This window comes from uncultured Bacteroides sp., from assembly GCF_910586915.1.
Classification (GTDB): domain Bacteria; phylum Bacteroidota; class Bacteroidia; order Bacteroidales; family Bacteroidaceae; genus Bacteroides.
Genome location: NZ_CAJULN010000043.1, coordinates 1 through 23,253, shown reverse-complemented (window position 1 = coordinate 23,253; position 23,253 = coordinate 1). Strand labels below are relative to the sequence as shown.

Annotated in this window: 20 protein-coding genes; 7 read left to right on the top strand and 13 right to left on the bottom strand. The window is 46.6% G+C overall.

Features of this window, described 5'->3' with window-relative positions; translation table 11 throughout:
• Nucleotides 1–77 precede the first annotated feature (77 nt).
• The 9 genes from QZ331_RS12145 to QZ331_RS12105 all read right to left on the bottom strand — a co-directional run bounded on the left by QZ331_RS12145 (nucleotide 78) and on the right by QZ331_RS12105 (nucleotide 8,195).
• Nucleotides 78–797 (bottom strand): hypothetical protein, encoded by a 720-nt coding sequence (locus QZ331_RS12145; RefSeq protein ID WP_294630578.1) that lies wholly within the window; start codon nucleotides 795–797, stop codon nucleotides 78–80.
• Between the two features lie 4 nt (nucleotides 798–801).
• Nucleotides 802–1,719 (bottom strand): relaxase/mobilization nuclease domain-containing protein, encoded by a 918-nt coding sequence (locus QZ331_RS12140; protein WP_294630576.1) that lies wholly within the window; start codon nucleotides 1,717–1,719, stop codon nucleotides 802–804.
• Nucleotides 1,685–2,068, bottom strand: coding sequence for a MobC family plasmid mobilization relaxosome protein (locus tag QZ331_RS12135; protein WP_294630574.1), 384 nt, complete (start codon nucleotides 2,066–2,068; stop codon nucleotides 1,685–1,687). Before QZ331_RS12135 ends, QZ331_RS12140 begins: the two co-directional genes overlap by 35 nt.
• Nucleotides 2,069–2,214: 146 nt before the next feature.
• Nucleotides 2,215–3,180: a toprim domain-containing protein gene (locus QZ331_RS12130; RefSeq protein ID WP_294630572.1), complete on the bottom strand. Its 966-nt coding sequence runs from the start codon at nucleotides 3,178–3,180 to the stop codon at nucleotides 2,215–2,217.
• Between the two features lie 163 nt (nucleotides 3,181–3,343).
• Complete coding sequence (locus QZ331_RS12125) at nucleotides 3,344–4,417, bottom strand: AAA family ATPase (protein WP_294630570.1); 1,074 nt, start codon at nucleotides 4,415–4,417, stop codon at nucleotides 3,344–3,346.
• Between the two features lie 5 nt (nucleotides 4,418–4,422).
• Nucleotides 4,423–4,710 carry a helix-turn-helix domain-containing protein gene (locus QZ331_RS12120; RefSeq protein ID WP_294630568.1) on the bottom strand — a complete coding sequence of 96 codons (288 nt, stop codon included), beginning with the start codon at nucleotides 4,708–4,710 and terminating at the stop codon, nucleotides 4,423–4,425.
• A gap of 131 nt (nucleotides 4,711–4,841) precedes the next feature.
• Nucleotides 4,842–5,765, bottom strand: coding sequence for a hypothetical protein (locus QZ331_RS12115; protein WP_294630566.1), 924 nt, complete (start codon nucleotides 5,763–5,765; stop codon nucleotides 4,842–4,844).
• Nucleotides 5,766–5,866: 101 nt separating this feature from the next.
• A complete protein-coding gene (locus QZ331_RS12110; protein WP_294630565.1) occupies nucleotides 5,867–7,060 on the bottom strand; it encodes a site-specific integrase in 1,194 nt (397 codons plus the stop codon).
• A 178-nt stretch (nucleotides 7,061–7,238) separates the two neighbouring features.
• Nucleotides 7,239–8,195 carry a transporter gene (locus tag QZ331_RS12105; RefSeq protein ID WP_294630563.1) on the bottom strand — a complete coding sequence of 319 codons (957 nt, stop codon included), beginning with the start codon at nucleotides 8,193–8,195 and terminating at the stop codon, nucleotides 7,239–7,241.
• Between the two features lie 81 nt (nucleotides 8,196–8,276).
• On the opposite strand from QZ331_RS12105, the gene QZ331_RS12100 reads away from it, so the two are divergent.
• The 3 genes from QZ331_RS12100 to dnaA all read left to right on the top strand — a co-directional run bounded on the left by QZ331_RS12100 (nucleotide 8,277) and on the right by dnaA (nucleotide 12,167).
• Nucleotides 8,277–9,494 (top strand): N-acetylmuramoyl-L-alanine amidase, encoded by a 1,218-nt coding sequence (locus tag QZ331_RS12100; protein ID WP_294630561.1) that lies wholly within the window; start codon nucleotides 8,277–8,279, stop codon nucleotides 9,492–9,494.
• Between the two features lie 15 nt (nucleotides 9,495–9,509).
• Nucleotides 9,510–10,403, top strand: coding sequence for an MlaD family protein (locus QZ331_RS12095; protein ID WP_294630559.1), 894 nt, complete (start codon nucleotides 9,510–9,512; stop codon nucleotides 10,401–10,403).
• A 351-nt stretch (nucleotides 10,404–10,754) separates the two neighbouring features.
• On the top strand, nucleotides 10,755–12,167 hold the full coding sequence (dnaA, locus tag QZ331_RS12090) for a chromosomal replication initiator protein DnaA (RefSeq protein ID WP_294630557.1): 1,413 nt from the start codon (nucleotides 10,755–10,757) through the stop codon (nucleotides 12,165–12,167).
• 75 nt (nucleotides 12,168–12,242) lie between these two features.
• Here the strand turns inward: dnaA and QZ331_RS12085 are convergent, their stop codons facing one another.
• Nucleotides 12,243–12,986, bottom strand: coding sequence for an NADPH-dependent oxidoreductase (locus QZ331_RS12085; protein ID WP_294630555.1), 744 nt, complete (start codon nucleotides 12,984–12,986; stop codon nucleotides 12,243–12,245).
• Between the two features lie 286 nt (nucleotides 12,987–13,272).
• On the opposite strand from QZ331_RS12085, the gene QZ331_RS12080 reads away from it, so the two are divergent.
• The 3 genes from QZ331_RS12080 to folB all read left to right on the top strand — a co-directional run bounded on the left by QZ331_RS12080 (nucleotide 13,273) and on the right by folB (nucleotide 19,021).
• A complete protein-coding gene (locus tag QZ331_RS12080) occupies nucleotides 13,273–15,813 on the top strand; it encodes an adenosylcobalamin-dependent ribonucleoside-diphosphate reductase (protein WP_294630553.1) in 2,541 nt (846 codons plus the stop codon).
• 131 nt (nucleotides 15,814–15,944) lie between these two features.
• A complete protein-coding gene (locus tag QZ331_RS12075; RefSeq protein WP_294630552.1) occupies nucleotides 15,945–18,632 on the top strand; it encodes a 4-alpha-glucanotransferase in 2,688 nt (895 codons plus the stop codon).
• A gap of 8 nt (nucleotides 18,633–18,640) precedes the next feature.
• Nucleotides 18,641–19,021, top strand: coding sequence for a dihydroneopterin aldolase (gene folB / locus QZ331_RS12070; RefSeq protein WP_294630550.1), 381 nt, complete (start codon nucleotides 18,641–18,643; stop codon nucleotides 19,019–19,021).
• Nucleotides 19,022–19,444: 423 nt separating this feature from the next.
• On the opposite strand, the gene QZ331_RS12065 is transcribed toward folB, so the two are convergent.
• The 3 genes from QZ331_RS12065 to mtaB are packed head-to-tail and all read right to left on the bottom strand — an operon-like array spanning nucleotide 19,445 to nucleotide 22,712.
• On the bottom strand, nucleotides 19,445–20,464 hold the full coding sequence (locus QZ331_RS12065) for a glycosyltransferase family 2 protein (protein WP_294630548.1): 1,020 nt from the start codon (nucleotides 20,462–20,464) through the stop codon (nucleotides 19,445–19,447).
• Entirely contained in the window at nucleotides 20,461–21,387 is a 927-nt protein-coding gene (locus QZ331_RS12060; RefSeq protein ID WP_294630546.1) for a lysophospholipid acyltransferase family protein, read from the bottom strand. Before QZ331_RS12060 ends, QZ331_RS12065 begins: the two co-directional genes overlap by 4 nt.
• Nucleotides 21,388–21,389: 2 nt before the next feature.
• Nucleotides 21,390–22,712 (bottom strand): tRNA (N(6)-L-threonylcarbamoyladenosine(37)-C(2))-methylthiotransferase MtaB, encoded by a 1,323-nt coding sequence (mtaB, locus tag QZ331_RS12055; protein ID WP_294630545.1) that lies wholly within the window; start codon nucleotides 22,710–22,712, stop codon nucleotides 21,390–21,392.
• Between the two features lie 109 nt (nucleotides 22,713–22,821).
• On the opposite strand from mtaB, the gene QZ331_RS12050 reads away from it, so the two are divergent.
• Nucleotides 22,822–23,253, top strand: a 432-nt coding sequence (locus tag QZ331_RS12050) for an AMP-binding protein (protein ID WP_294630542.1), incomplete at its 3' end; no start/stop codon positions are given.

The window sequence follows — 23,253 nt, the reverse complement described above, 5'->3', positions numbered from 1 at the left end:
GTTTTTTTGTCCGATAGTAAAACAAATGTCAGAACAAGTCTTGACTATTACACTTCATCCGTTCCGGATTTCCCTGCTTATGGCTTACCCAACTTATCAGCTTCTTTCTTTAGCTGTTCGGCTTGCTCGTTCAACAGCCTTGCACGTTCCAGTGCTTCCGCCTGCTTTTGGATGCGGTATTCAAAATCCATCACTGAATCGGTCAAACTTCGGATAAAACCGTTATCCCGTTGCCATTTGAACTTGTTTTCCAGCATATCAAGAGTTTCCCCGTCTGCCTGTCCTTGCATCAGCAAATAGCGATATTTCATATCGTTGTCCTGCAACTGCTGCATACGTTTAGCCAAACGGACATTCAAAAATATGGAAACGGAACAGACAACCAGCACTGCCGAAAAAACAAACAATCCCGGACTAATCCAAGAAGCGACCTTGTTGTAAATCCGTTGATAGAACGGTAAGGGCATAGCTTCCTCTTTATCCATCTTGCAAGAGCCCAAAGTATCAATCATTACCTTGAAACAACGGTAGATTTCCAATGTTATTTTCTTGGTGTCCTCTATGTTCTTCTGCTGACCTCGCATCCTGCTCCTTATGTCGTCAAGTTGGCTTTGAATAACCTGCAACTTTTCTTCGGGAACAGCCGAATTACTGTGCAGTTCCGACAACGCTTGTTCTATTACTCCCAGCCGTTCGAGAGTTTCCTCCCGACTGGCTGGCGTTACCTGTGCTTCCTGCTTCTCTTTCAGTTCCGTAACCATAGAGAGAAGCCCCTCTAAAATCAAATTATCCTCCATGTCTTTACAGTTTAAGTCGTTTTTTCTTTTTCTTCTTTCTCAAATTAAAATTAGGTTCTTCATCCACTGGGGGAGAAGAAGCGGAAAACAGACCGAGCGAACCAGTTATCAACGGACTGTCAGCCTTGCCTGGTGCAGGTACTTGTTCCCGAACAGGTGCGAAGGTTGTTTGCCGTTGGCTTCCGGCAACATTCATTCCTGCATCCCCGAAACATTTATCCAGTTTGGAAAAACTGAAACTGCGGTCTATCTCCGAACCCTTGAATGTGTATTCGCCTTTGGAAAAGGATATGCCCTGTATCTCATCGGTCTGTCCCTTTCGTTTGAACCGGACGGTGATACCCTTTTCCGCTAACCGCTGCTGTAACTGCTGCCAGTTACGGGATTTGCCGATTTCATTCTTCACAGCCGTGTAAATCTCGTATTTCGACTTGTCCGGCACTTTCAATCGGTGCTGCTTCACCTGCTCTTTCCCCTTGGCGAAATAAAGCCCGTGTTTGGCTTTCAGCTTCTTGCATACCTGTTCGTTACGGTACATGTCGTTCTTGTCCGAAATGGTCTTGCCGTTGTTGTCTATGCGATTGAATACAATATGTACGTGCGGATGCTCCCGGTCTTGATGGCGCACGATGATATACTGCGTATCGGTGATTTTCATTTCACGCATATACTCCTGCGCAAGCTGTACCATCTTCTCGTCTGTCAATTTGGGTGCATCCACTGCCGAATAACTTAACGCAATATGTCCGACAGGCTTCTTCAAATCGGGATTCATCCCGGTCTGCATACAGAAGCTGCGGATTATATCGCTCCGGCTTTCCGTCAGAACCCCGTCCGCATGGAGCAAAACCGCCTGCTCCTTGCCAAGCACATAGTTCACACAGCCCTTAAAACCGCTTCCCTTTTTTATTTTTCCAATCATCCGACAAATGGTTTATGATTTCAACAATCCTGCTTTTGAGTTTCACCAGTTCCACAGCCACCAGTGCGAAACCTCCGGCATTTGCCCGGTGCGCCAGCTGGTTAATATTGTTGGCTTCCCCTGCCAACTTACGGATGGTGTCCGCATCCTGCCTGTTCAGCCGGGGTATAACCTCTGCCGAAACAACAGCCTGCCGGACATACTCACTGATACGTAACCCGGCTTCCCCTGCTCGCTTCCTGATGGCGTAATACTGCAACTCGGTCAGCTTCGTACTGACTACCTTTTTCTGCTTGTCCGTCCGTTTTTTTGCCGGACGTCCCCCCGGCTTATCCTTTATATTCGTCATAGGTTTTTACGTTTAAATGGTGTCTTAAAAATTGCAACCAACGGGAGAAATTTTCTTTGCGGTAAGCAAAGCAAGGTGGTTTCGGTCTACCGAAACATAACCTTGCTCTCCAAATTAAACCGCCAGCCGTTGGTAATCCTACCGGACTAAATACCCCTGCCCTTTTTCTGTCTTGGGGCGGCACGTTGTCCGATTTCCTGCTTCGTTTCCTGCGTTTGGCTGGCTGCGTTTTTCTGTTCCTGCTTCTTGCCGCACAGGTAATCGTTCAAGTCCGAATAGCCCCTATAATTGTGCGAGAAGTCACGCACATGGTAGGAGTATTCCAATTCGATAGCCCGTGTCGCTTCATATCCTGCCTTGTCATTGTCAAGCATACAGTGGATGCGCTCATACGGGGACATCACGTCAATGGCTTTCGACACATTGGCGGTAGAGTTAAGAATGACATAATCCTGCCTGTCAAGGTCGGGCATGGTCGGACAGTTCCTCATGCGGAGCGTAAAGAAAGAAAGGTAGTCCATGAAACCCTCGAACACCAGACATTTCTCCCTCGGCTCTCCCTGCTGCCGTATGTGGGTGATGTCTTTCGGGGCGATACAGCCTTTGAAAAAGGAGTTGCGCACCTCGTAACCTCCTGCCATGTTCGGGAAACCGATAGCGAAGAACGGTCTGCCGTTATTGGTAAAATGTAGTTCCTTACATTCTCGTTTTGCCAGTTCGATATTGATACCCCGTCCCTGCAAGTAACGGAGCAATGCCGGATGGGTAAGGTCACGGACTTCCAAATGCTGGAAACTCGGTTCTGTCCTACGCTGGGGAAAAGAAAAACTGACCGGGCGAACGTGCGGTATCTGTTCCGCTATCCGGTTTAAAAGGTATGGCAGGCTGTCGGAACAATAGAGTTCCTTTGCCAGTGCGATGATGTTGCCGCCCTTGCCTGCGCCAAAGTCATACCAAAGGTTGCGGTCAGTGTTCACCTTGAAAGACGGTTCGTGTTCCTCCCTTAACGGTGATTTGTACCATAAGCCGTTACCCTGCTGCTTGACAGGAGAGTAACCTAAACTGTGCAGATAGTCTACGATGGGTATTTGTTTCACATCTTCGATGTTCATAACATTTTCTTTTTGGGGGATTAAAAAATAGTTGAAAAGTGCGCCAGTCCTGTTTAGTCCGTCATATATATACCCGTACCATACTAAACCTGCTTGTTCTGATGCAGAGAAATAGTAAGTCCGCTCCTCTTATATATACACTCGGACTAAACCAAACTGACTTTTAATAATGGAAATCGGGATTGTAGCGGTAGCCCTTGCCCTCTTTCACAATCATGCGCTTGTTCACAAGGAACTTGTTCAAATCCACATGGATATTGCGTCCACGCTTGTAGCCGATACTTGCATAACCCTGTTTCAAGGTCTTTAGGACATTCTCGTAACCATATATGACCTGTTTGCCAAAACCGTTTTCCAAAGCTGTCCTGTGCTGTTGCTCCGTCAGTTCTGCCAGTGGAAAGCCCCTGTCTTGGCTGGGTTGCTTGAATACATAACCGTCCACGGCTTCGGGCAATGCGCTGTCGTTGATACGGAATGCGAACGGGTCAAACTCCCGGTCACGTATGTGCATCGCCTTTACCTCGCTTATGTTGCCGTCCTGCGTACTTTTGGTGATTTGCAGGACGGTTTCAGCCTTATTGTTCAGTTCCGTACCGATATGCCCCCTTGTGTTGTCATCCCCCTTGTTCAAATGCAGTACGGTATGGATATGCAGGTTATATCCGCTTGACCAGCGCATTAAGAGGTTGATTAGGTCCGTCGATTCACTGGGGCTGTTGATGTCATACATCAAGTCACGGATTCCGTCAATGATGAGTAACCCCACATCGGGCATATTTTCAAGCATATAGCCGATTATCTGCTTCCGTTTGTCGGGGGTCTGCTCCCTTAGCACGATGAAAATAAAATCGTCCATATCCTTGTCGGTAGGCAGTCCAGCAAGGCGCAAAATACGCTCCATGACCTTATGGCAATGGTATTTGCTCTGCTCGGTATCTACATAGAGGATTTTCCGCTTGTTCGGTGGCAGACATACCGAATACTTCAGTACCTCGTCATTCTTCAACGCTGCCGCAACGATAGCGGAAATGTTGAATGTCTTCTTACTCTTGGCTTTGCCTGTGGATGCGCTGAAATTGCCCAGCGTGCCGATGGTAGAACCGTTCACCCAAAGCATTTCGGGCGGCACTTCGTAAGTGTCCGTCACTTTTAGATGAATGGTTTTCCAAAGGGCTACAAAATCCTCTTTCTGCATGGTGACATCCTGCCCGGCTTCTGTCGCTTTTCTATTTTCCATAGCCGCTATTTCTTTAGGGGACGGTTAAGGATATATTTCTGCGCTTCCTGCTCTATCTGCGCCTGCGTCTTCACTGGGTTCTGACGCAACCACGCTTCCAGTTCCGCTTTCTCAAAATAAAGCATTTTGCCCTGCGGCTTGTAATGGGGTATCAAGTTACCCGAAGTCAGCTTGTACAGGTAACTTTTTGAAAGGTTCAAGAACTTGCTCGTTTCATCGAAGCTAAGCACGTTCTTTGAAAGGAACACTAAATTTTCGAGTTCTGCAACTCGCTTCTCAATACTTGTTTCCATATAACAAAAGTATTTGCGTTAGACAATATGGAGTGCATGCCCTCCGGTTTCTTGTAATCGATTACGGGGGCAAAAGTATTGAGGAATAGCTTGATAGCGGATTAAGCTATGTTTGAGGTCTTAACCTATTCTTAAAGTTTTTTCAGTTGTTTGATATAATTGCTGATGGTTACATAATCTTTTTCATGTTCCACCCCCTTTACATAATTGGCGGCTGTGGCTAAATCACCTTGATTCAGATATTTATCTTTCTTTATATTCTTCGTAACAAACAACTTATTCTTTGCTATAACAGATTGCCAGTTAGGTGTTATCAAACCACGATTGCTTAACTCCGAAAAAAGAAAAGCTACCTGCCTGTTGTTATTAGACCTGAATATAACTTTTGGTTTACAAGAAAGTATTGCTTTCAAATCTTCAAAAGTCATAGGAGCATTGAAAATTTCCACTTCATTGATACAATCCACCAACAATGCTATTTGCCTGTCGTTTAAAATAGACTTGAACGGATTTTCTGTTTCAGCAATATGGGAGATAATTTTAGGTTCTTGGTATTTATCTTGAATTAGTTGCGGCTCTTTCTGTTGTGGCTGCATCTCCGCTTGCACCTTACTTTCTTTCTTTTTTCGCAAGTACGCAGAATATCTTTCTAATACAACAGTTTTAACTACTACGGAAAAATAAGGCAGTTCTTCATCATAAACCGTATTATCTTGCTCATACCGAGAATAATCAAATGAAAGAGAATTAAACGACATGTATTTTCTTTTTTCATCGGATTTCAAGGATTCATAAAAACCGCTTTCCCAAAAGAAGTCAGATACAGAATAAAAATATGGAATATCATTCAACACAGAATAACGAATATATAACTGCACCAACTCATCAGCGGTACGAACATATTCTTGCTGTTCCAATTTATCCGCCTGTTCTTCGTCGAAATATAAGGACTTAGAGGCAATATTATCTATCATAACTTGGCTGGCATGATTGATACAGCGATTGAATATACCTTGTATATGGTCGAATTTTATTTTCAGTTCTTCTTCTGTCATAATAATCTATGTTTCAGTTAGTAGAAACAAAGATATATTTTTCCGGCTAAACAAAGAAAAAAAGTACGGTAACTGTGATATAACCGTACTTTCTTCTTAAATCAGTCCGTCAAATTCGGTATCAGACTTATAGCTTCTTCTTTTTTCTTATCGACAATCTTCGCATAAATTTGAGTTGTGGCAATATTTTTATGTCCTAACAGTTTGCTAACCGTGTACAAATCAGCCCCTAATGTAAGCATCATGGTAGCATGGGTATGCCGGCTTTGATGAAACGAGATATGCTTAATAACCCCTGCATCTTTCGCCCATTTTTGAAGTATTTTATTTATAGTTCCCTCATGCGTCAAAGGAAAAATCAAATCATCGCCTTTTGCTTCATTTTGTTGCGGCAACCACTTTAACGCTTCATCGGATATAGGCAGATAAAGCGGTTCTTTTGTTTTCTGCATCTTTATTTCAATCCTTATTCTTTCACCGCTTTTCTGCAAATCGTTCCACTTCAATTTTCTTATATCGCTTACACGCAGCCCACACAAGCAACTGAAAAGAAAGGCTTGTTTCATTATCTCATACTTGCACTCTGTCCTGATAAGCCGCTTCAATTCCTCTATTGTCAAATACTCCCTACGGCTAACTTCCGCTTTTACCTTACTGGCAAAATCAAACTCTTTCGTTGGATTGACCGTAATAATCCCCTCTTTATAGGCTCTATTTATAGCGGTACGCAACACCCCATAGTAAGCAATAACGGAATTATTACTTAATACTCCCCCAGCCTTTAACAAACCAAACTTGCTTGCTTTCTTCGCTTGTTTCAAGAAATCCACAAAGCTATTTAAGAAGTCCTTATCTATATCACGAAAAGCGATGTAATCCCCTCTGAACAACTTTAGTTCACGGATGGTATTACCAACAGTCTTTTCATAGTTCAAGCTGCCACGTTCTTTAGATTGGCTTCTCATGTTCATTAAATAATCAATCACATTCGCTTTTGACTTGTTGGTGTTCTGAAAACCGTGTGCATCATTTTGTAACTCCACTATCCTCTTACTCTGAATCGCTTTTGCAAGAGCCAATGCAGCTTCGTTCTTCGCCTTATCCTCCCTCGTTTTTTCGGGTATAAGGTACAACTTCAAAAATTCATATTGCCGTTTACCGCCAACATAATTTTCTTTTCTAATAACATCACCTGTATAATAGTCCAAATAAATAGACTGGTTGCCATTGGCAAGCTGCTTGAATCTAATCCTTACAGGTTCTTTCAATTTAACTTCTTGTTTTTTCTTCGCCATAATTATGTTCTTATTTTGTTACCAATACAAATATAGCGATTTGTTTTGTTACTCCAATAAACACGGGTAACAAAATAGTAACAAAACAAAGGCATTTATTAGACTAAACAAGAAAACAAGGAAAATAAAGGAAATTACGTTCAACAAATACAAAACACTAAATATCAATATCTTATATTTAATATTTTATCTCATTTCTTCTCTTTTTCCACAACTGATAGCTATTTATTATATTTTGCCACAGCACATACGAACCGGGCGCAACAGCCGACAACGGGTTAAGATAGGTATGAGCCATCCAAATAGCCAGAATCGTGTTCTTCTGCCCCAACGCCTGGCCGCCACTGATGCGGTCGTTGTAGGCAGAGCCAATCGTTTTCCCTAAAAAGAACTGCAAGCAACAAGCCGCCAAAGCCCCGACGGCAATCATCATTTCAGTAAAGCCGTCGGCAGGGTTATGGAGCAGCGAGTACAAAGTCTGTGCCGTCACGATGGTCAACGAAACAGCCCACAAATAGAAAGCAAGCTCATGATACTCCAACAAGGCCTGATGCACCTTCGGCAACGCCTTGCGCAACAGCCACGCAAACAGGAACGGACAAATCAGCAACGGAAACACCTTGCTCAGAATCAAAGAGAACGACTGCCAAAAGCCGGCATCGGGATGCACCTCCACCAACGGGAAAAAAACCGGCACGGCAATGGCCGTCCCGATATTGGCAAGCAACGTATAAGTAGTCAGACTCGCCGCACTGCCCCCCAACTTGGACGTGACCACCGCAGCGGCAGTAGCCGTGGGGCAAATGATGCAGACCATCACACCCTCCGCCACAACTTTATCCAACCGGCAAAGCAGCAAGTAGGCCGCCAACGCGCCGCCAATCTGAATCGACAACAGCCACGCATGAAGCGGTCTGGGCTTCAAATCGCACGGAGACACCTTGCAGAAAGTCAGCAGCAACATCGTAAAAATAAGATATGGGGTAAGGAAAGAGAGTTCGATAAACAGTGGATAACCCACGGCGCCAGTCAACATGGCAACAGGTAAGGTCCAATTCTTCAAAAGCTTAAGCATCGTCGTATATTTTAACTTCAACGCGCAAAGTAACAGAGATTCCGGGAAAAAAGCTACCATTAAACCGAAAAAAACACAAAACTTAATGGCAAATCATAAGTTTTCTACAAATTTCTGCTACATTTGCAGCGTGTTATAAATATGAAACCGGATAGACCATACATACTATATATATGCATATGCCTCTGGCTACTTTTTCTGCCCTCATGCACCGGCCATCTATGGGGGAAGGATTTTGTCGTAGTCATCGACGCCGGACACGGCGGACACGACCCCGGTGCCGTAGGTAAAATAGCCAAAGAAAAAAACATCAACCTCAACGTTGCCCTCAAGGTAGGAAACCTGATAAAAAGAAACTGCGACGATGTGAAAGTGATTTATACACGCAGCAAAGATGTTTTCATACCACTGGCACGGCGAGCGGATATAGCAAACAACGCCAAAGCCGACCTCTTCATCTCCATCCACACCAACGCCCTGGCAAACAACCGCACCGTGAAAGGCGCATCTACCTGGACACTGGGATTGGCTAAGTCGGACGCCAACCTGGAAGTAGCCAAACGGGAAAACTCCGTGATTCTCTATGAAAGCGATTACGAGACACGGTATGCCGGCTTCGACCCCAACTCCGCAGAATCCTACATCATATTCGAATTCATGCAGGACAAGTATATGAAGCAGAGTGTACACCTCGCCTCGCTGATGCAAAAACAATTCCGCCACACCTGCAAACGGGCAGACCGGGGAGTGCACCAGGCGGGATTCCTCGTGCTGAAAGCAAGTGCCATGCCGAGCATCCTGATAGAATTGGGATTCATCTCCACCCCCGAAGAAGAACGGTATCTGGTTTCCGAAGCAGGAGCCTCAACGATGGCAAAAGGGATTTATCATGCTTTCCTTCATTATAAAAGAGAACACGAACTGCGCCTCACAGGAAGCAGCAAGACCGTTATCCCGGACGGACAGGACGAAACACCGGAAATCGCAGAAAAAACTCTCCCGGCAAAAAGCAAAACCAAACCCGCCCCGGCAACAAAAACAGCTACCAAACGCCCAATTGCATCGCAAAGCGCAACCAACGACAGCGAAATTACGTTTAAGATACAGATACTCACCTCTTCCAAACCTCTTGCCAAGAACGACAGGCGCCTGAAGGGATTGAAGAACGTGGAGTATTACAAAGAGAAGGGCTTGTATAAATATACATATGGCGCTTCAAGCGACTACAACAAAGTGCTGCGTACCAAACGCGCCATTACGCCGCAATTCAAAGACTCCTTCATCATTGCTTTCCGCAACGGAGAGAAAACGGACGTCAGAGAAGCCATAGCCGAATTCAAAAAGAAAAGAAAGAAATAAATACGAAGATTAAATATGAAGTACATTACAAAAGAAGTCAGAATAGGTATTGCAGGTATCATTGCACTGTGCGTGCTTGTTTACGGAATCAACTGGTTGAAAGGGATACATATGTTCCAGCCTTCCAGCTATTTCTATGCCAAATTTCAGAATGTGAACGGACTCACCAAGTCGAGTCCGGTCTTTGCAGACGGAGTGCGGGTAGGTATTGTCCGCGACATCTACTATGACCACACAACTCCCGGCAACGTAGTAGTGGAAGTGGAATTGGACAACGAACTGCGCATCCCCAAAGGCAGCAGTGCCGAACTGGTATCCGAACTGATGGGTGGGGTACGCATGAACATACTCCTGGCAAACAACCCGCGCGAGAAATATGCCGTAGGCGATACAATCCCCGGCGTAGTAAACAACGGTATGATGGAAAGTGCCGCGAAACTCATCCCGAAAGTGGAGGAAATGATTCCGAAACTGGACTCCATCCTCACCTCGCTAAACAACATCTTGGGAGATAAGAGTATCCCCGCCACTTTGCATTCCATAGAGACAACCACCGCCAACTTAGCGGCAGTAAGCTCGCAAGTGAAAGGACTCATGGGCAACGACATCCCGCAACTCACCAGAAAACTGAATGCAATCGGCGAAAACTTCGTAGCCATCAGTGGAAATCTGAAAGAAGTAGACTATACATCTGCATTCAAAAAAATAGACGAAACATTGGCCAACGTACAAACATTGACAGAGAGGCTGAACAGCAAAGACAACACCCTCGGACTGCTCTTCAACGACCCGTCTTTATACAACAATCTGAACGCTACTACCGAAAACGCAGCCAGCTTGTTGGAAGACTTGAAAGAACACCCGAAACGCTATGTTCACTTCTCATTGTTCGGCAAGAAAGACAAGTAGCATTTCATCGCTATATAGATTTTATCTAAATAACGATGCGCGCCCGAAAAGCGTATCATTGCTTCTCAAATGTCTTTCTACAAACTGAAATAATATTCCCGTACAAACGTCATGTACGGGAAACAATGATAAAAAGGAATATATAACACATTAAAGAACAAACACTTATACTTTCGCAAATACGGATTCGCATAGCGTGTTACGACAAATGGATATAAGTCATTGAAAGTAAACACATTATTGTTATCACGAAAAAAAACAAAAAAAAGGTGATTTGTTTTTTCCGAATAAGATTCCCAATTTTGCAACCGTAGAAGTTTTGCTTAATTAATAAATGTATTAAAAGTAGCTATGATTGAATCAAATCATGTCGTACTTTGGAACCGCTGTCTCGACATCATAAAAGACAATGTTCCCGAGACGACATATAATACTTGGTTTGCCCCGATTGTCCCATTGAAATATGAGGACAAGACATTGATTTTACAAATCCCCAGCCAGTTTTTCTATGAAATACTGGAAGAGAGATTTGTAGACTTGATACGCAAGACCTTGTATAAGGTTATCGGAGAAGGAACCAAGTTGATGTACAACGTCATGGTGGACAAGACTTCGATTCCGAATCAGACCGTGAATCTCGAAGCAAGCAATCGTTCTACAGCCGTTACTCCCAAAAGCATATTTGACGGAAACAAAGCGCCTAATGTCTTGAAAGCTCCTGCTGTTCAAGACTTAGACCCGCATTTGAACCCCAATTATAATTTCGAAAACTTCATCGAAGGATACAGCAACAAGTTGCCGAGAAGCGTAGCCGAAGCCGTAGCGCAAAAGCCCGGAGGCACTGCGTTCAATCCGTTGTTCCTCTATGGAGCGTCGGGGGTGGGCAAAACACACCTCGCCAACGCGATAGGTACCAAAATCAGAGAGTTATATCCCGACAAGAGAGTGTTGTATGTATCGGCACACCTGTTTCAAGTGCAATACACCGACTCCGTACGAAACAACACTACGATAGACTTCATCAAGTTTTACCAGACGATTGATGTATTAATCATCGATGATATTCAGGAGTTTGCCGGAGTAACCAAGACGCAGAACAACTTCTTCCACATCTTCAACCACCTGCACCAGAACGGAAAACAGCTTATACTGACTTCCGACCGCGCACCTATCTTGCTGCAAGGTATCGAAGAACGCCTGCTCACCCGCTTCAAATGGGGTATGGTGGCAGAATTGGAGAAACCGACCGTAGAACTGCGTAAGAACATTCTACGCAACAAAATACACCGCGACGGATTGCAATTCCCGGAAGAAGTGATTGACTACATTGCCGAGAATGTAAACGAAAGCGTGCGCGACTTGGAGGGTATCGTTATCGCAATCATGGCACGCTCTACTATTTTCAATAAGGAAATAGACATGGATTTGGCACAGCACATCGTACATGGAGTGGTTCATAACGAAACAAAGGCTGTCACCATCGATGATATCCTCAAGGTGGTATGCAAGCATTTCGATTTGGAACCGGCTGCCATCCACACCAAATCGAGAAAGAGGGAGGTAGTGCAAGCAAGACAAATCGCCATGTATCTTGCCAAGAATCACACAGACTTTTCAACATCGAAGATAGGCAAGTTCATCGGCAACAAAGACCATGCAACCGTACTTCATGCCTGCAAGACCGTAAAAGGCCAATTGGAGGTGGATAAGAGTTTTAGCGCAGAAGTACAGGAAATTGAGTCGTTACTAAGAAAAAAAGAATAAAACAGTGATTAGTTATTAACAAGTTGTGCATTCACACTTCAAGCAGTTAATCACTAATCACTGAAACAAGAGTCACTATTTCAAGAACCCTTGCCGACGGAGTACTTCCAACAGATTTTCAGACATAAATTCGTTATCTTTCTTCGTATAACGTACATCTGTAAACACCTGAGCCAAAGTTTCTTTCTTATTCTCTTCGATAAATTGTTGGTTTTCCGGCAATGATTCTTTATACGCATATATTTTATCTATCGTTTCCGGCGTATAATCATGGTATTTTTCCGTATGCACGGCTGCTTCCAAAGGCAAGCGGTCTACCTGCGAGGGAACTCCGTCGGGATAGCCCACCGTTACCGTCGTGAGAGGAAACACCAGTCCGGGCAGTTGAAGCGTATCAATAATCATCTGGGGATTGTAAGTAGTGGTACCCAAATAGCAAATGCCGAGTCCTGCTTCTTCTGCCAGCGTACAGAAAGTCTGCGCAACGAGCAAAGTATCCATAGACGCATTCATAAAAGACATTAAGTTATCATAGCCCGGCACGGCCTTCCGTTGTTCGCACCATTTGCTGAACCGACGGAAATCGGCACAAAAAGTAAGTACCACCGGTGCATTTTTCACCATCGGCTGATTGAAATGAGCAGGCGCAAGCTGCTCCTTCATTTTCTCGTCGCGAGTGACGATTACACTATAAAGCTGCATTCCCCCCATCGTAGAAGCACGGAAAGAGGTTTCGAGCAAATCATTTAACAAACCAGGCGCAATATCTTTCGATTGGTATTTCCTGATTGTTCTTCTGTTCTTTACGGTTTCAAACATATCTTTTTTTTGCAAAGATATAAAAAGAAAAAACGATTCCGCTATACACACTTCTGATAATAATTTTCTTTTTGGAAAACTTTAACCTTTAAACAAATTCACAATTTCATTGTTTATCAAATACTTATCTTTTATAAACGGAAAACTTACAGCCTGTTAATAAATTGTTTCATTTTTATTTTGATAGATTAAAAAACATTCTTAGCTTTGCGCCCACATTTGTTAACGATAAGTAAACTTCTACACTATTACTTATTTAACAATGAGATTTAACACCATTTGAATCGTGGAAAAACAAATTTATTCTTATGAAGAAGCCTATGAAGAATCTTTACGATATTTTCAAGGCGACGAGCTTGCTGCAAGGGTTTGGGTCAACAAATATGCAGTAAAAGATTCTTTCGGGAATATCTATGAAAAGTCTCCGGAAGATATGCATTGGAGAATTGCAAACGAAGTGGCACGCATCGAATCAAAGTATCCGAATGGGCTTACGGCAGAAGAGTTGTACGGCTTATTAGACCACTTCAAATATATCGTTCCCCAGGGCAGCCCGATGACGGGAATCGGCAACGATTATCAGGTTGCTTCACTGTCCAATTGCTTCGTTATCGGAGTAGACGGTGCTGCCGACTCTTACGGAGCCATCATCAAGATTGACGAAGAACAAGTGCAACTGATGAAAAGACGCGGTGGCGTAGGTCACGACCTGTCACACATCCGCCCGAAAGGTTCTCCCGTCAAAAACTCGGCACTCACTTCCACCGGACTTGTCCCATTCATGGAACGCTACTCCAATTCGACCCGCGAAGTAGCCCAGGACGGTCGCCGCGGCGCATTGATGCTGAGCGTATCCATCAAACACCCGGATTCTGAAGCGTTTATCGACGCCAAGATGACAGAAGGAAAGGTGACCGGAGCAAACGTTTCGGTAAAATTGGACGATGCTTTCATGCAAGCTGCCGTAGATGCGAAACCTTATGTGCAGCAATACCCCATCGATTCAGAAAAGCCCTTATTTACGAAAGAAATAGACGCTTCCACATTGTGGAAGAAGATTGTTCACAACGCATGGAAATCGGCAGAACCGGGTGTCTTGTTTTGGGATACTATCATCCGCGAATCTGTGCCCGATTGTTATGCCGACTTGGGATACCGAACCGTATCGACCAATCCCTGCGGTGAAATACCTTTGTGTCCTTACGACTCTTGCCGCCTGCTTGCCATCAATCTGTATTCTTACGTAGTCAATCCGTTCAAGCCGGACGCATACTTCGATTTTGATTTGTTCCAAAAACACATCGCTTTGGCACAACGCATCATGGATGATATCATCGACCTCGAACTGGAAAAAATCGAGCGTATCATGCAAAAGATTGACGAAGACCCAGAAAGCGAAGAGGTGAAACGTGCGGAACGCGGACTTTGGGAGAAAATATACACGAAGAGCGGACAAGGCCGCCGCACCGGCGTAGGTATCACCGCCGAAGGAGATATGCTTGCCGCTTTAGGGCTGCGCTACGGAACGGAAGAAGCTACGGAATTCTCAGAAAAAGTACACAAGGCAATAGCGCTCGGTGCTTACCGTTCCTCGGTAGAGATGGCCAAAGAGCGTGGTGCTTTCGACGTATATGACAGCAAGCGCGAACAGAACAATCCGTTCATCCAACGTCTGGCAGAAGCAGACCCGGCTTTGTATGAAGATATGAAGAAGTACGGACGCCGCAACATCGCCTGCCTAACCATCGCTCCTACCGGAACCACCAGCCTGATGACTCAAACCACTTCGGGCATCGAACCAGTGTTCCTGCCGGTTTACAAACGCAGAAGAAAGGTAAACCCGAACGACACAAACGTACGCGTGGACTTCGTTGACGAAACAGGAGATGCATTTGAAGAGTATATTGTATTCCACCACAAGTTTGTTACGTGGATGGAAGCAAACGGCTATGACCCTGCTAAGCGCTATACCCAAGAAGAGATTGACGAACTGGTAGCCAAATCTCCTTATTACAAAGCTACGTCCAACGACGTAGACTGGTTGATGAAAGTGAAGATGCAGGGAAGAATCCAGAAATGGGTAGACCATTCCATTAGCGTGACCATCAATCTGCCGAGCGATGTGGACGAGGATTTGGTAAACCGCTTGTATGTAGAAGCATGGAAATCGGGTTGTAAAGGCTGTACCGTTTATCGCGACGGTTCCCGTTCAGGCGTATTGATTTCTACCAAGTCGGAAAAGAAGAAAGCCGAACTACCTCCCTGCAAACCGCCCACAGTTGTAGAGGTACGTCCGAAGGTTTTGGAGGCAGACGTGGTACGTTTCCAAAACAACAAGGAGAAATGGGTAGCCTTCGTCGGCCTGCTGGACGGATATCCTTACGAAATCTTCACCGGTTTGCAAGACGACGAAGAAGGAATCTCGCTTCCCAAGAGCGTGACCAGCGGACGCATCATTAAAAACAAGGATGAAGACGGTACGAAACGCTACGACTTCCAGTTCGAGAACAAGCGCGGATATAAGACCACCATCGAAGGATTGTCGGAGAAATTCAACAAGGAGTATTGGAACTATGCGAAACTGATTTCGGGCGTACTCCGCTACCGGATGCCGATTGAACAAGTTATCAAACTGGTAGGCTCGCTGCAATTGAACAGCGAAAATATCAACACTTGGAAAAATGGTGTGGAACGGGCGTTGAAGAAGTACATCCAAGATGGCACCGAAGCCAAAGGCAAGAAGTGTCCGAACTGCGGAAATGAAACACTGGTATATCAGGAAGGCTGTCTGATTTGTACGACTTGCGGTACTTCCCGATGCGGATAAACATCTTGCGTATGTTAATTAATATATAAACAAAAGGTTAAAAGGAGTCCTCACAGGCTCCTTTTATTTTTTATTCAAAAAAATGTCTTATACTTGCAACGTCTTAAATATTCAATCAAAATCTAATATATATGATTTTATCATTCAACATCGAATACCGCACCAACTGGGGGGAAGAAGTAAGGCTTGCCGGCTTATCAGCGAAGTCGCTCCTCATGCACACCACAGATGGTATATACTGGACGGCAGAACTGGAACTTGAGGTTCCGCAAGAGGGGCTGGCCATCAATTATAACTACCAGATAGAGCAGAACGGAGTGATTACCCGCAAAGAATGGGACAACTTCCCTCGAAGCCTTTTCCTATCCGGTATCTCCAAGAAAAGATATAGAATCAACGACTGTTGGAAAAACATTCCCGAACAGCTCCACTTCTACAGTTCCGCTTTCACGGAAGCGTTATTGGCACATCCCGAAAGAGACAGTTATCCGAAAAGTTACAAGAAAGGGTTGGTCATCAAGGCTTACGCGCCACGTCTCAACAAAGATTACTGCTTAGGTATTTGCGGCAATCAGAAAGCGTTGGGCAACTGGAGCCCGGAAAAGCCCGCTCTGATGAGTAACGCTAACTTTCCGGAATGGCAGGCAGAACTCGATGCAAGCAAGCTCAAATATCCGTTGGAGTATAAATTCGTTCTCTACAACAAGCGTACAAGGAAAGTGGAGTGCTGGGAGAACAATCCCAACCGTTACCTGGCCGACCCGGAGATAAAGAGCAACGAGACATCGGTCATTTCCGACCGGTATGTCCACTTCGATATTCCGGCGTGGAAAGGCGCAGGCGTTGCCATCCCTGTGTTCTCGCTAAAGTCGGAAAAGAGTTTCGGGGTCGGTGATTTCGGCGATTTGAAACGCATGATTGACTGGGCCGTATGTACGCATCAGCAAGTGATTCAGATTTTACCAATCAACGACACCACAATGACGCATACATGGACAGACTCTTATCCCTACAACAGCATCTCTATCTACGCCTTCCATCCGATGTATGCCGATTTAAAACAAATGGGAACACTGAAAGACAAAGAAGCCGCCGCCGCATTCGGACGGAAACAAAAGGAGTTGAACAGCCTGGCTGCCATCGACTACGAAGCCGTCAACCGGACCAAATGGGAGTTCTTCCGTTTAATCTTCCGGCAGGAAGGCGAAAAGGTATTAGCTTCCAAAGGATTCAACGACTTCTTTGAAACGAACAAGGAATGGTTGCAGCCTTATGCCGCATTCAGCTATCTGCGCGATGCTTACCGCACGCCCGATTTCCGCGAATGGCCGAAGTATTCCGTCTACAACGCACAGGAAATAGAAAAGATGTGCCGGCCGGACACGGCAGATTACCCGCACATCGCACTCTACTACTTCGTCCAATACCACCTGCATCTGCAACTGTTGGCGGCAACCCGATATGCGCGCCAGCAGGGCGTAGTGCTGAAAGGAGACATCCCCATCGGTATCAGCCGCAACAGCATGGAAGCCTGGACAGAGCCGCATTACTTCAACCTCAACGGACAAGCGGGTGCCCCCCCCGACGACTTCTCCGTGAATGGACAAAACTGGGGATTCCCCACCTACAACTGGGACGTGATGGAAAAAGACGGATATGCTTGGTGGATGAAGCGCTTTCAGAAAATGGCGGAGTACTTCGACGCCTACCGCATCGACCACATCCTCGGATTCTTCCGCATTTGGGAAATACCGATGCACGCCGTGCACGGACTGTTGGGGCAGTTTGTTCCTTCTCTGCCCATGAGCCGGGAGGAGATGGAGAGCTTCGGCTTTACTTTCCGGGAAGAATACTTAGAGCCGTTTATCCACGAATCCTTCCTCGGGCAAGTGTTCGGTCCTTACGCCGACCGGGTGAAGCAAACGTTCCTCCAGCCATGCGGCGAACCGGGACACTACCGCATGAAACCGGGATTTGAAACCCAACAGGAAGTGAAGCAGTTCTTCGCCGACAAGAACGACGAGGAGAGCATTTGGATACGCGACGGATTGTATTCCTTAATCAGCAACGTCCTCTTTGTGGCAGACAACAAGGAAGCCGACAAGTATCATCCGCGCATCAGCGCGCAGCGCGATTTCCTTTTCCGTACACTGAGCGAAGCAGACAAAAATGCGTTCAACCGCCTCTACGACCAGTATTATTACCACCGCCACAACGACTTCTGGCATCGGCAGGCAATGAAGAAGTTGCCGCAGCTCACGCAATCCACCCGTATGTTGGTATGCGGAGAAGACCTGGGAATGATTCCCGCCTGTGTGGCGTCGGTCATGAACGACCTGCGCATCCTCAGCCTGGAGATTCAGCAGATGCCCAAGAACCCGATGCATGAGTTCGGACATTTGGACGAATACCCCTACCGGTCGGTCTGCACGATTTCTACGCACGATATGTCGACCTTGCGGGGCTGGTGGGAAGAGGATTGCCAGCAGACGCAACGTTATTACAACACCATGTTGGGACATTACGGCACCGCTCCCACTGCGGCAACTCCCGAAGTGTGCGAAGAGATTGTGCGCAATCATCTGAAAAGCAACTCGATTCTGTGCATCCTCTCGTTGCAGGATTGGTTGTCGATGGACGGTAAGTGGCGCAACCCCGATGTGCAGGCAGAGCGCATCAACGTGCCGTCCAATCCCAGAAACTACTGGCAATACCGGATGCACGTCACCCTGGAACAACTGATGAAGGCGCAGAGCCTCAACAGCAAGATACGCCAACTGATTGCATACGCCGGAAGAGAACCCGAAACCAACCAATAAACATCCACATGAAGATAAACAACAGCTATATTTTTCTGAAAGAGATTCGCTGCTATGCCTACCACGGAGTGGCGCCGCAGGAGAATCTTATCGGAAATGAATATGTGATTGACTTGAAACTGAAAGCAGACATCAGCAAAGCCGCCCGGACGGATGAAGTAACGGATACGGTGAACTATGCGGAAGTGCATCAGGCGGTAGCGGAAGAAATGGCTATCCCGTCGAAACTGCTGGAGCACGTGGTCGGACGGATTGCCGAAAGGCTTCTCCGGCAGTTTGCGGAGATTGAGGAAGTGGAACTGCGGCTTGCGAAAAGAAACCCGCCGATGGGAGCGGATATAGCGTCGGCAGGGGTAATGCTCTGTTGCGGAAGAGAGGGCAGTATGTAGTTACGCCGCAATTAAAAGGACAATGCATCCCGGCAATGGGATGAAATGTATGTAAACGATTGGTCGTTTGCCTGTAAAGCATTGGTAATAAAGTTACTATATCTTACAGACAAACGACCAATTTGTTATATATAAAGTTCTGCTGAAAGAGCTACAAACTATAAACGAAAGCTCCGTTTTTATAAATGAAGGCTTCGTTTATAAAAACGCAAGTTTCGTTTATATAAACAAAGGCTTCGTTTATAGTTTGTAATGGGTAAAAAGAAAGATGGGCATTACGCTCCGGGAAGTTTGTATCCGAGAGAGGAGAAGTTTACTGCCAGTCGTTTGAGGGCGGGATAGCGGTAGACTGGAGCATAATTGCCTACGATTCAAAGAAATGTAGAAGGGGGCTCCTCCTTCCGTAAAAGGAGGAGATTTCAGTTACAAGGGAAGTTGAGAAAAGCGTTGGCAACCTTTTGCATAAAACTGCCACAGGATGCTGCAACGGATTCGTTCGGGGATGGTGTCTACTGTTTTTCTTTGCCGGTTTTCCGCACGGGAAGGGGCAAACGACGGACGCATCCGCTTGTATTCCCTGCGGGCACTTATCACGGCACGGGCATTGGGCACGTCGCCCTTCAACAGAAAGGCAAGCGCAGCCACATAGTCGAGACAAGCACGGACGCGCATCACTTTATCGTACTCTTCGTGCGGAAGGTTCTTATAGAGCATGAGAAGGTTGTTGCGGAAATTGAGGAAAGTCTTGCGCGGATTCTCTTTCTTGAGCGTGGCACCACCCACATGATACACCGTGCTCTGAGGAATACACACAATCGCACGTCCGCGCGAACGGAGACGCCAGCACAAGTCGATTTCCTCCATGTGTGCAAAGAAACGCCCGTCCAGTCCGCCTACATTCAGATAATCGGCACGGCGGATAAACAACGCCGCTCCCGTTGCCCAAAATATGGGAACAACCGTATCATACTGTCCCTTATCCTCCTCAACGACTCCCATCACGCGCCCCCGGCAAAAAGGATAACCGTATTTATCTATAAATCCGCCCGACGCTCCGGCGTATTCAAAATATTGCTTTTGCCGTTGGCTCCGTACCTTCGGCTGGCAGGCAGCCACTTCGGGATGCGCATCGAGCCAGGCTATCATCGGCTCCAGCCACCGCTCGGTCACTTCCACATCCGAGTTTAAAAGAACGACATACTCGGCCTCCACTTGCTGCAAAGCCAAATTGTATCCGTCGGCAAAACCGTGATTCTGTTTGAGCGGAATGGTCCGGACGGAAGGAAATTCCCGGCGAAGCATATCCACGGAACCGTCCGTAGAGCCATTGTCCGCCACACAAACTTCTATCTCCTCCCCTTCCGAGCAGCGCACTACGGAGGGAAGAAACGTGCGGAGCATATCGCATCCGTTCCAGTTCAGGATAACAACCGATACTTTCATTGCTGTTCTTTTTTCTTCTCTTTTTCTTCCTGTTCGTTGCGCCGGCACTCTTCCGAGGTCCGTTTCCAGCGTTTATGCGACCATAGCCAATAGGCAGGCTCTCTGCGGAGAGTCTGTTCCAGGCGGCGGGCAAACATTTCGGTAATCTCCCCTTCGGCCGTCTCTTTCGGAGTTTCGGTCATCAGTGTGAATTCCGCTTCACAATATCCTCTGTGGTTCTTCGTCAGTTCGCAATAGAAAACGGGGAAGTTCATCATTTTGGCAATGCGCTCGGCGCCGTTGAGAAAGGCGGTCTCACGTCCCAGGAAGGTAGTCCAATACCTGTCGCCGCTGGGCCATTGGTCGGTAATCAGCCCCACGACCATCTTCTTGCCTGCACGCTTGAGTCTGATAATTTCGCGGGCAGTGGAGTGTTTGGGAATATTGTATCCGCCGAAACGGGAACGGATGCGCTTGAAGAGTTCGTCGAGGTATTTGTCCTTCAACGGTTTGTACACTTGTGCGGGGACATCGCCCGGCTTCATCACGGCGCCCATACCGATGAGCCATTCGTAATTGGCATAGTGAGGAATCATGACGATGATACCGCCGTACTTCTCCGTCAGTTCGAGATATTGCTCGGTGTTCTTGTAGGTCATGCGGCGGCGAAGGTCATCGGCAGACATATGCAGAAGTTTCAAATCTTCGAGCATATAGTCCGAAAGGTAATGGTAGAAGCGGCGTTCTATCTGCCCTCTCTCCGCATCGCTCTTTTCGGGGAACGACTTCGCCAAGTTCTCCCGCACTACCTTGCGGCGGTACTTTACGAGGTGGTATATCAGCAGGTAGTTGAAGTCGGAAAGGAGATACAACAACCGGAACGGCAGGGCGGAGACAAGCCACATCCCGCCATAGACAAGCCAGTAGAGAAGTTTCGATTTCATAGTTATTTCGAGAGAATAGTACCTTTTAATGCTGTCTTATCTTCGTTGAAGTCGCCCAAAAGGATGTCGACCACCTGATTGTCGAGCGAAGCATCGCCCGCTACCTCCACACGGATGTAGTTTGCCGTAAACCCGTGCATCGGTGTGCCTGCTTTCGATTTCTCCATAAGTACGGGCATAGTCTGTCCGATATGGCGGGCATAAAACGCTTGTGTCTTTTCGTCCGAAAGCGCCAAAAGACGCTGGCTGCGTCGGTGCTTTTCTTCGGGAGAGACCACGTGGTCGATTTTCAACGCCTGTGTACCGGGACGCTCGGAGTAGCTGAACACGTGCAGTTGCGTCACATCCAGTCCGGCTATGAACCGGTAGGCGTTTTCAAAGTATTCCTCTGTTTCGCCGCGCGTACCCACAATCACGTCCACGCCGATAAAGGCTTCGGGCATCACTTCTTTAATCTTCTTTATTTTGGAGGCAAAAAGAGCGGTATCATACCGGCGGCGCATCAACTTCAATACTTCATCGGAGCCCGATTGCAAGGGAATATGGAAATGAGGCATAAAGTTGCGCGAACGGGAGACGAATTCGATGACCTCGTCCGTCAGCAGGTTGGGTTCGATGGAGGAGATGCGGTAACGCTCGATACCTTCCACTTGCTCCAATGCTTTCACCAGGTCGAAGAAGGTCTCGCCCGTGGTCTTGCCGAAGTCGCCGATGTTCACTCCGGTCAGCACGATTTCTTTTCCGCCTTCCGCAGCAGCCTGCCGCGCCTGCTCCACCATCGATGCAACGGTTCCGTTACGGCTTCGCCCGCGAGCAAAGGGAATGGTGCAATAGGAGCAGAAATAGTCGCATCCGTCCTGCACCTTGAGGAAGAAACGCGTACGGTCGCCCCGCGAACAGGAGGGTGAGAAGGAACGGATGTCTTTCGTAGCGGTAGTGATGGCTTCGCCCGTCTCGTGTTTCTGCAAGTCACCCAAGTAGCGGAGCAATTCGCCTTTCTGCTCGGCGCCCAGCACCACGTCTACGCCTTCTATCTTCGCCACCTCGCCGGGCTTCAACTGTGCATAGCATCCGGTCACCACCACAAAGGCTCCGGGATGCTGGCGCACCAACCGGTGGATTGCCTGCCGGCACTTCTTGTCGGCCATTTCCGTCACCGAACAGGTGTTCACCACACAGATATCCGCCTGCTCACCTCGGCGGGCAGTGCGTACACCTGCTTCGCGCAGGATTTTACCAATGGTAGAAGTCTCGGAGAAATTCAATTTGCAACCTAATGTATAATAAACGGCTGTCTTATTTTGAAATACAGTGGTATCTATCATAAGCTGTTGTAACACATATTTAGTGCAAAGTTACACATTATTATTAGTAAAACCCTTTTGGATACGAAAGTTTATTCCTATTTTTGCGCAATTCACTAAAAAGCGTGCAATGATTAAAGAGAATTTCATCAAACTATACGAAAATAGTTTTCGCGATAACTGGGACTTGCCTTGTTATACGGATTACGGAGAAAATACCCACTATACATACGGCCAAGTAGCTGAGGAAATAGCACGTCTGCACTTGCTCTTCAAGCATTGCAGCCTTCGCAGGGGCGACAAGATTTCAGTCATCGGCAAGAATAACGCACACTGGTGCATCGCCTATATGGCAACCGTCACTTATGGCGCCATCATCGTGCCTATCCTTCAAGACTTCACCCCTCACGATGTGCACCACATCGTCAATCATTCCGAATCGGTTTTTCTGTTCACCAGCGACAGCATTTGGGAAAACCTGGAAGAAGAGAAACTGCCCGGAGTAAGAGGCGCATTCTCACTGACCGACTTCCGATGCCTTTACCAACGCGACGGGGAAACC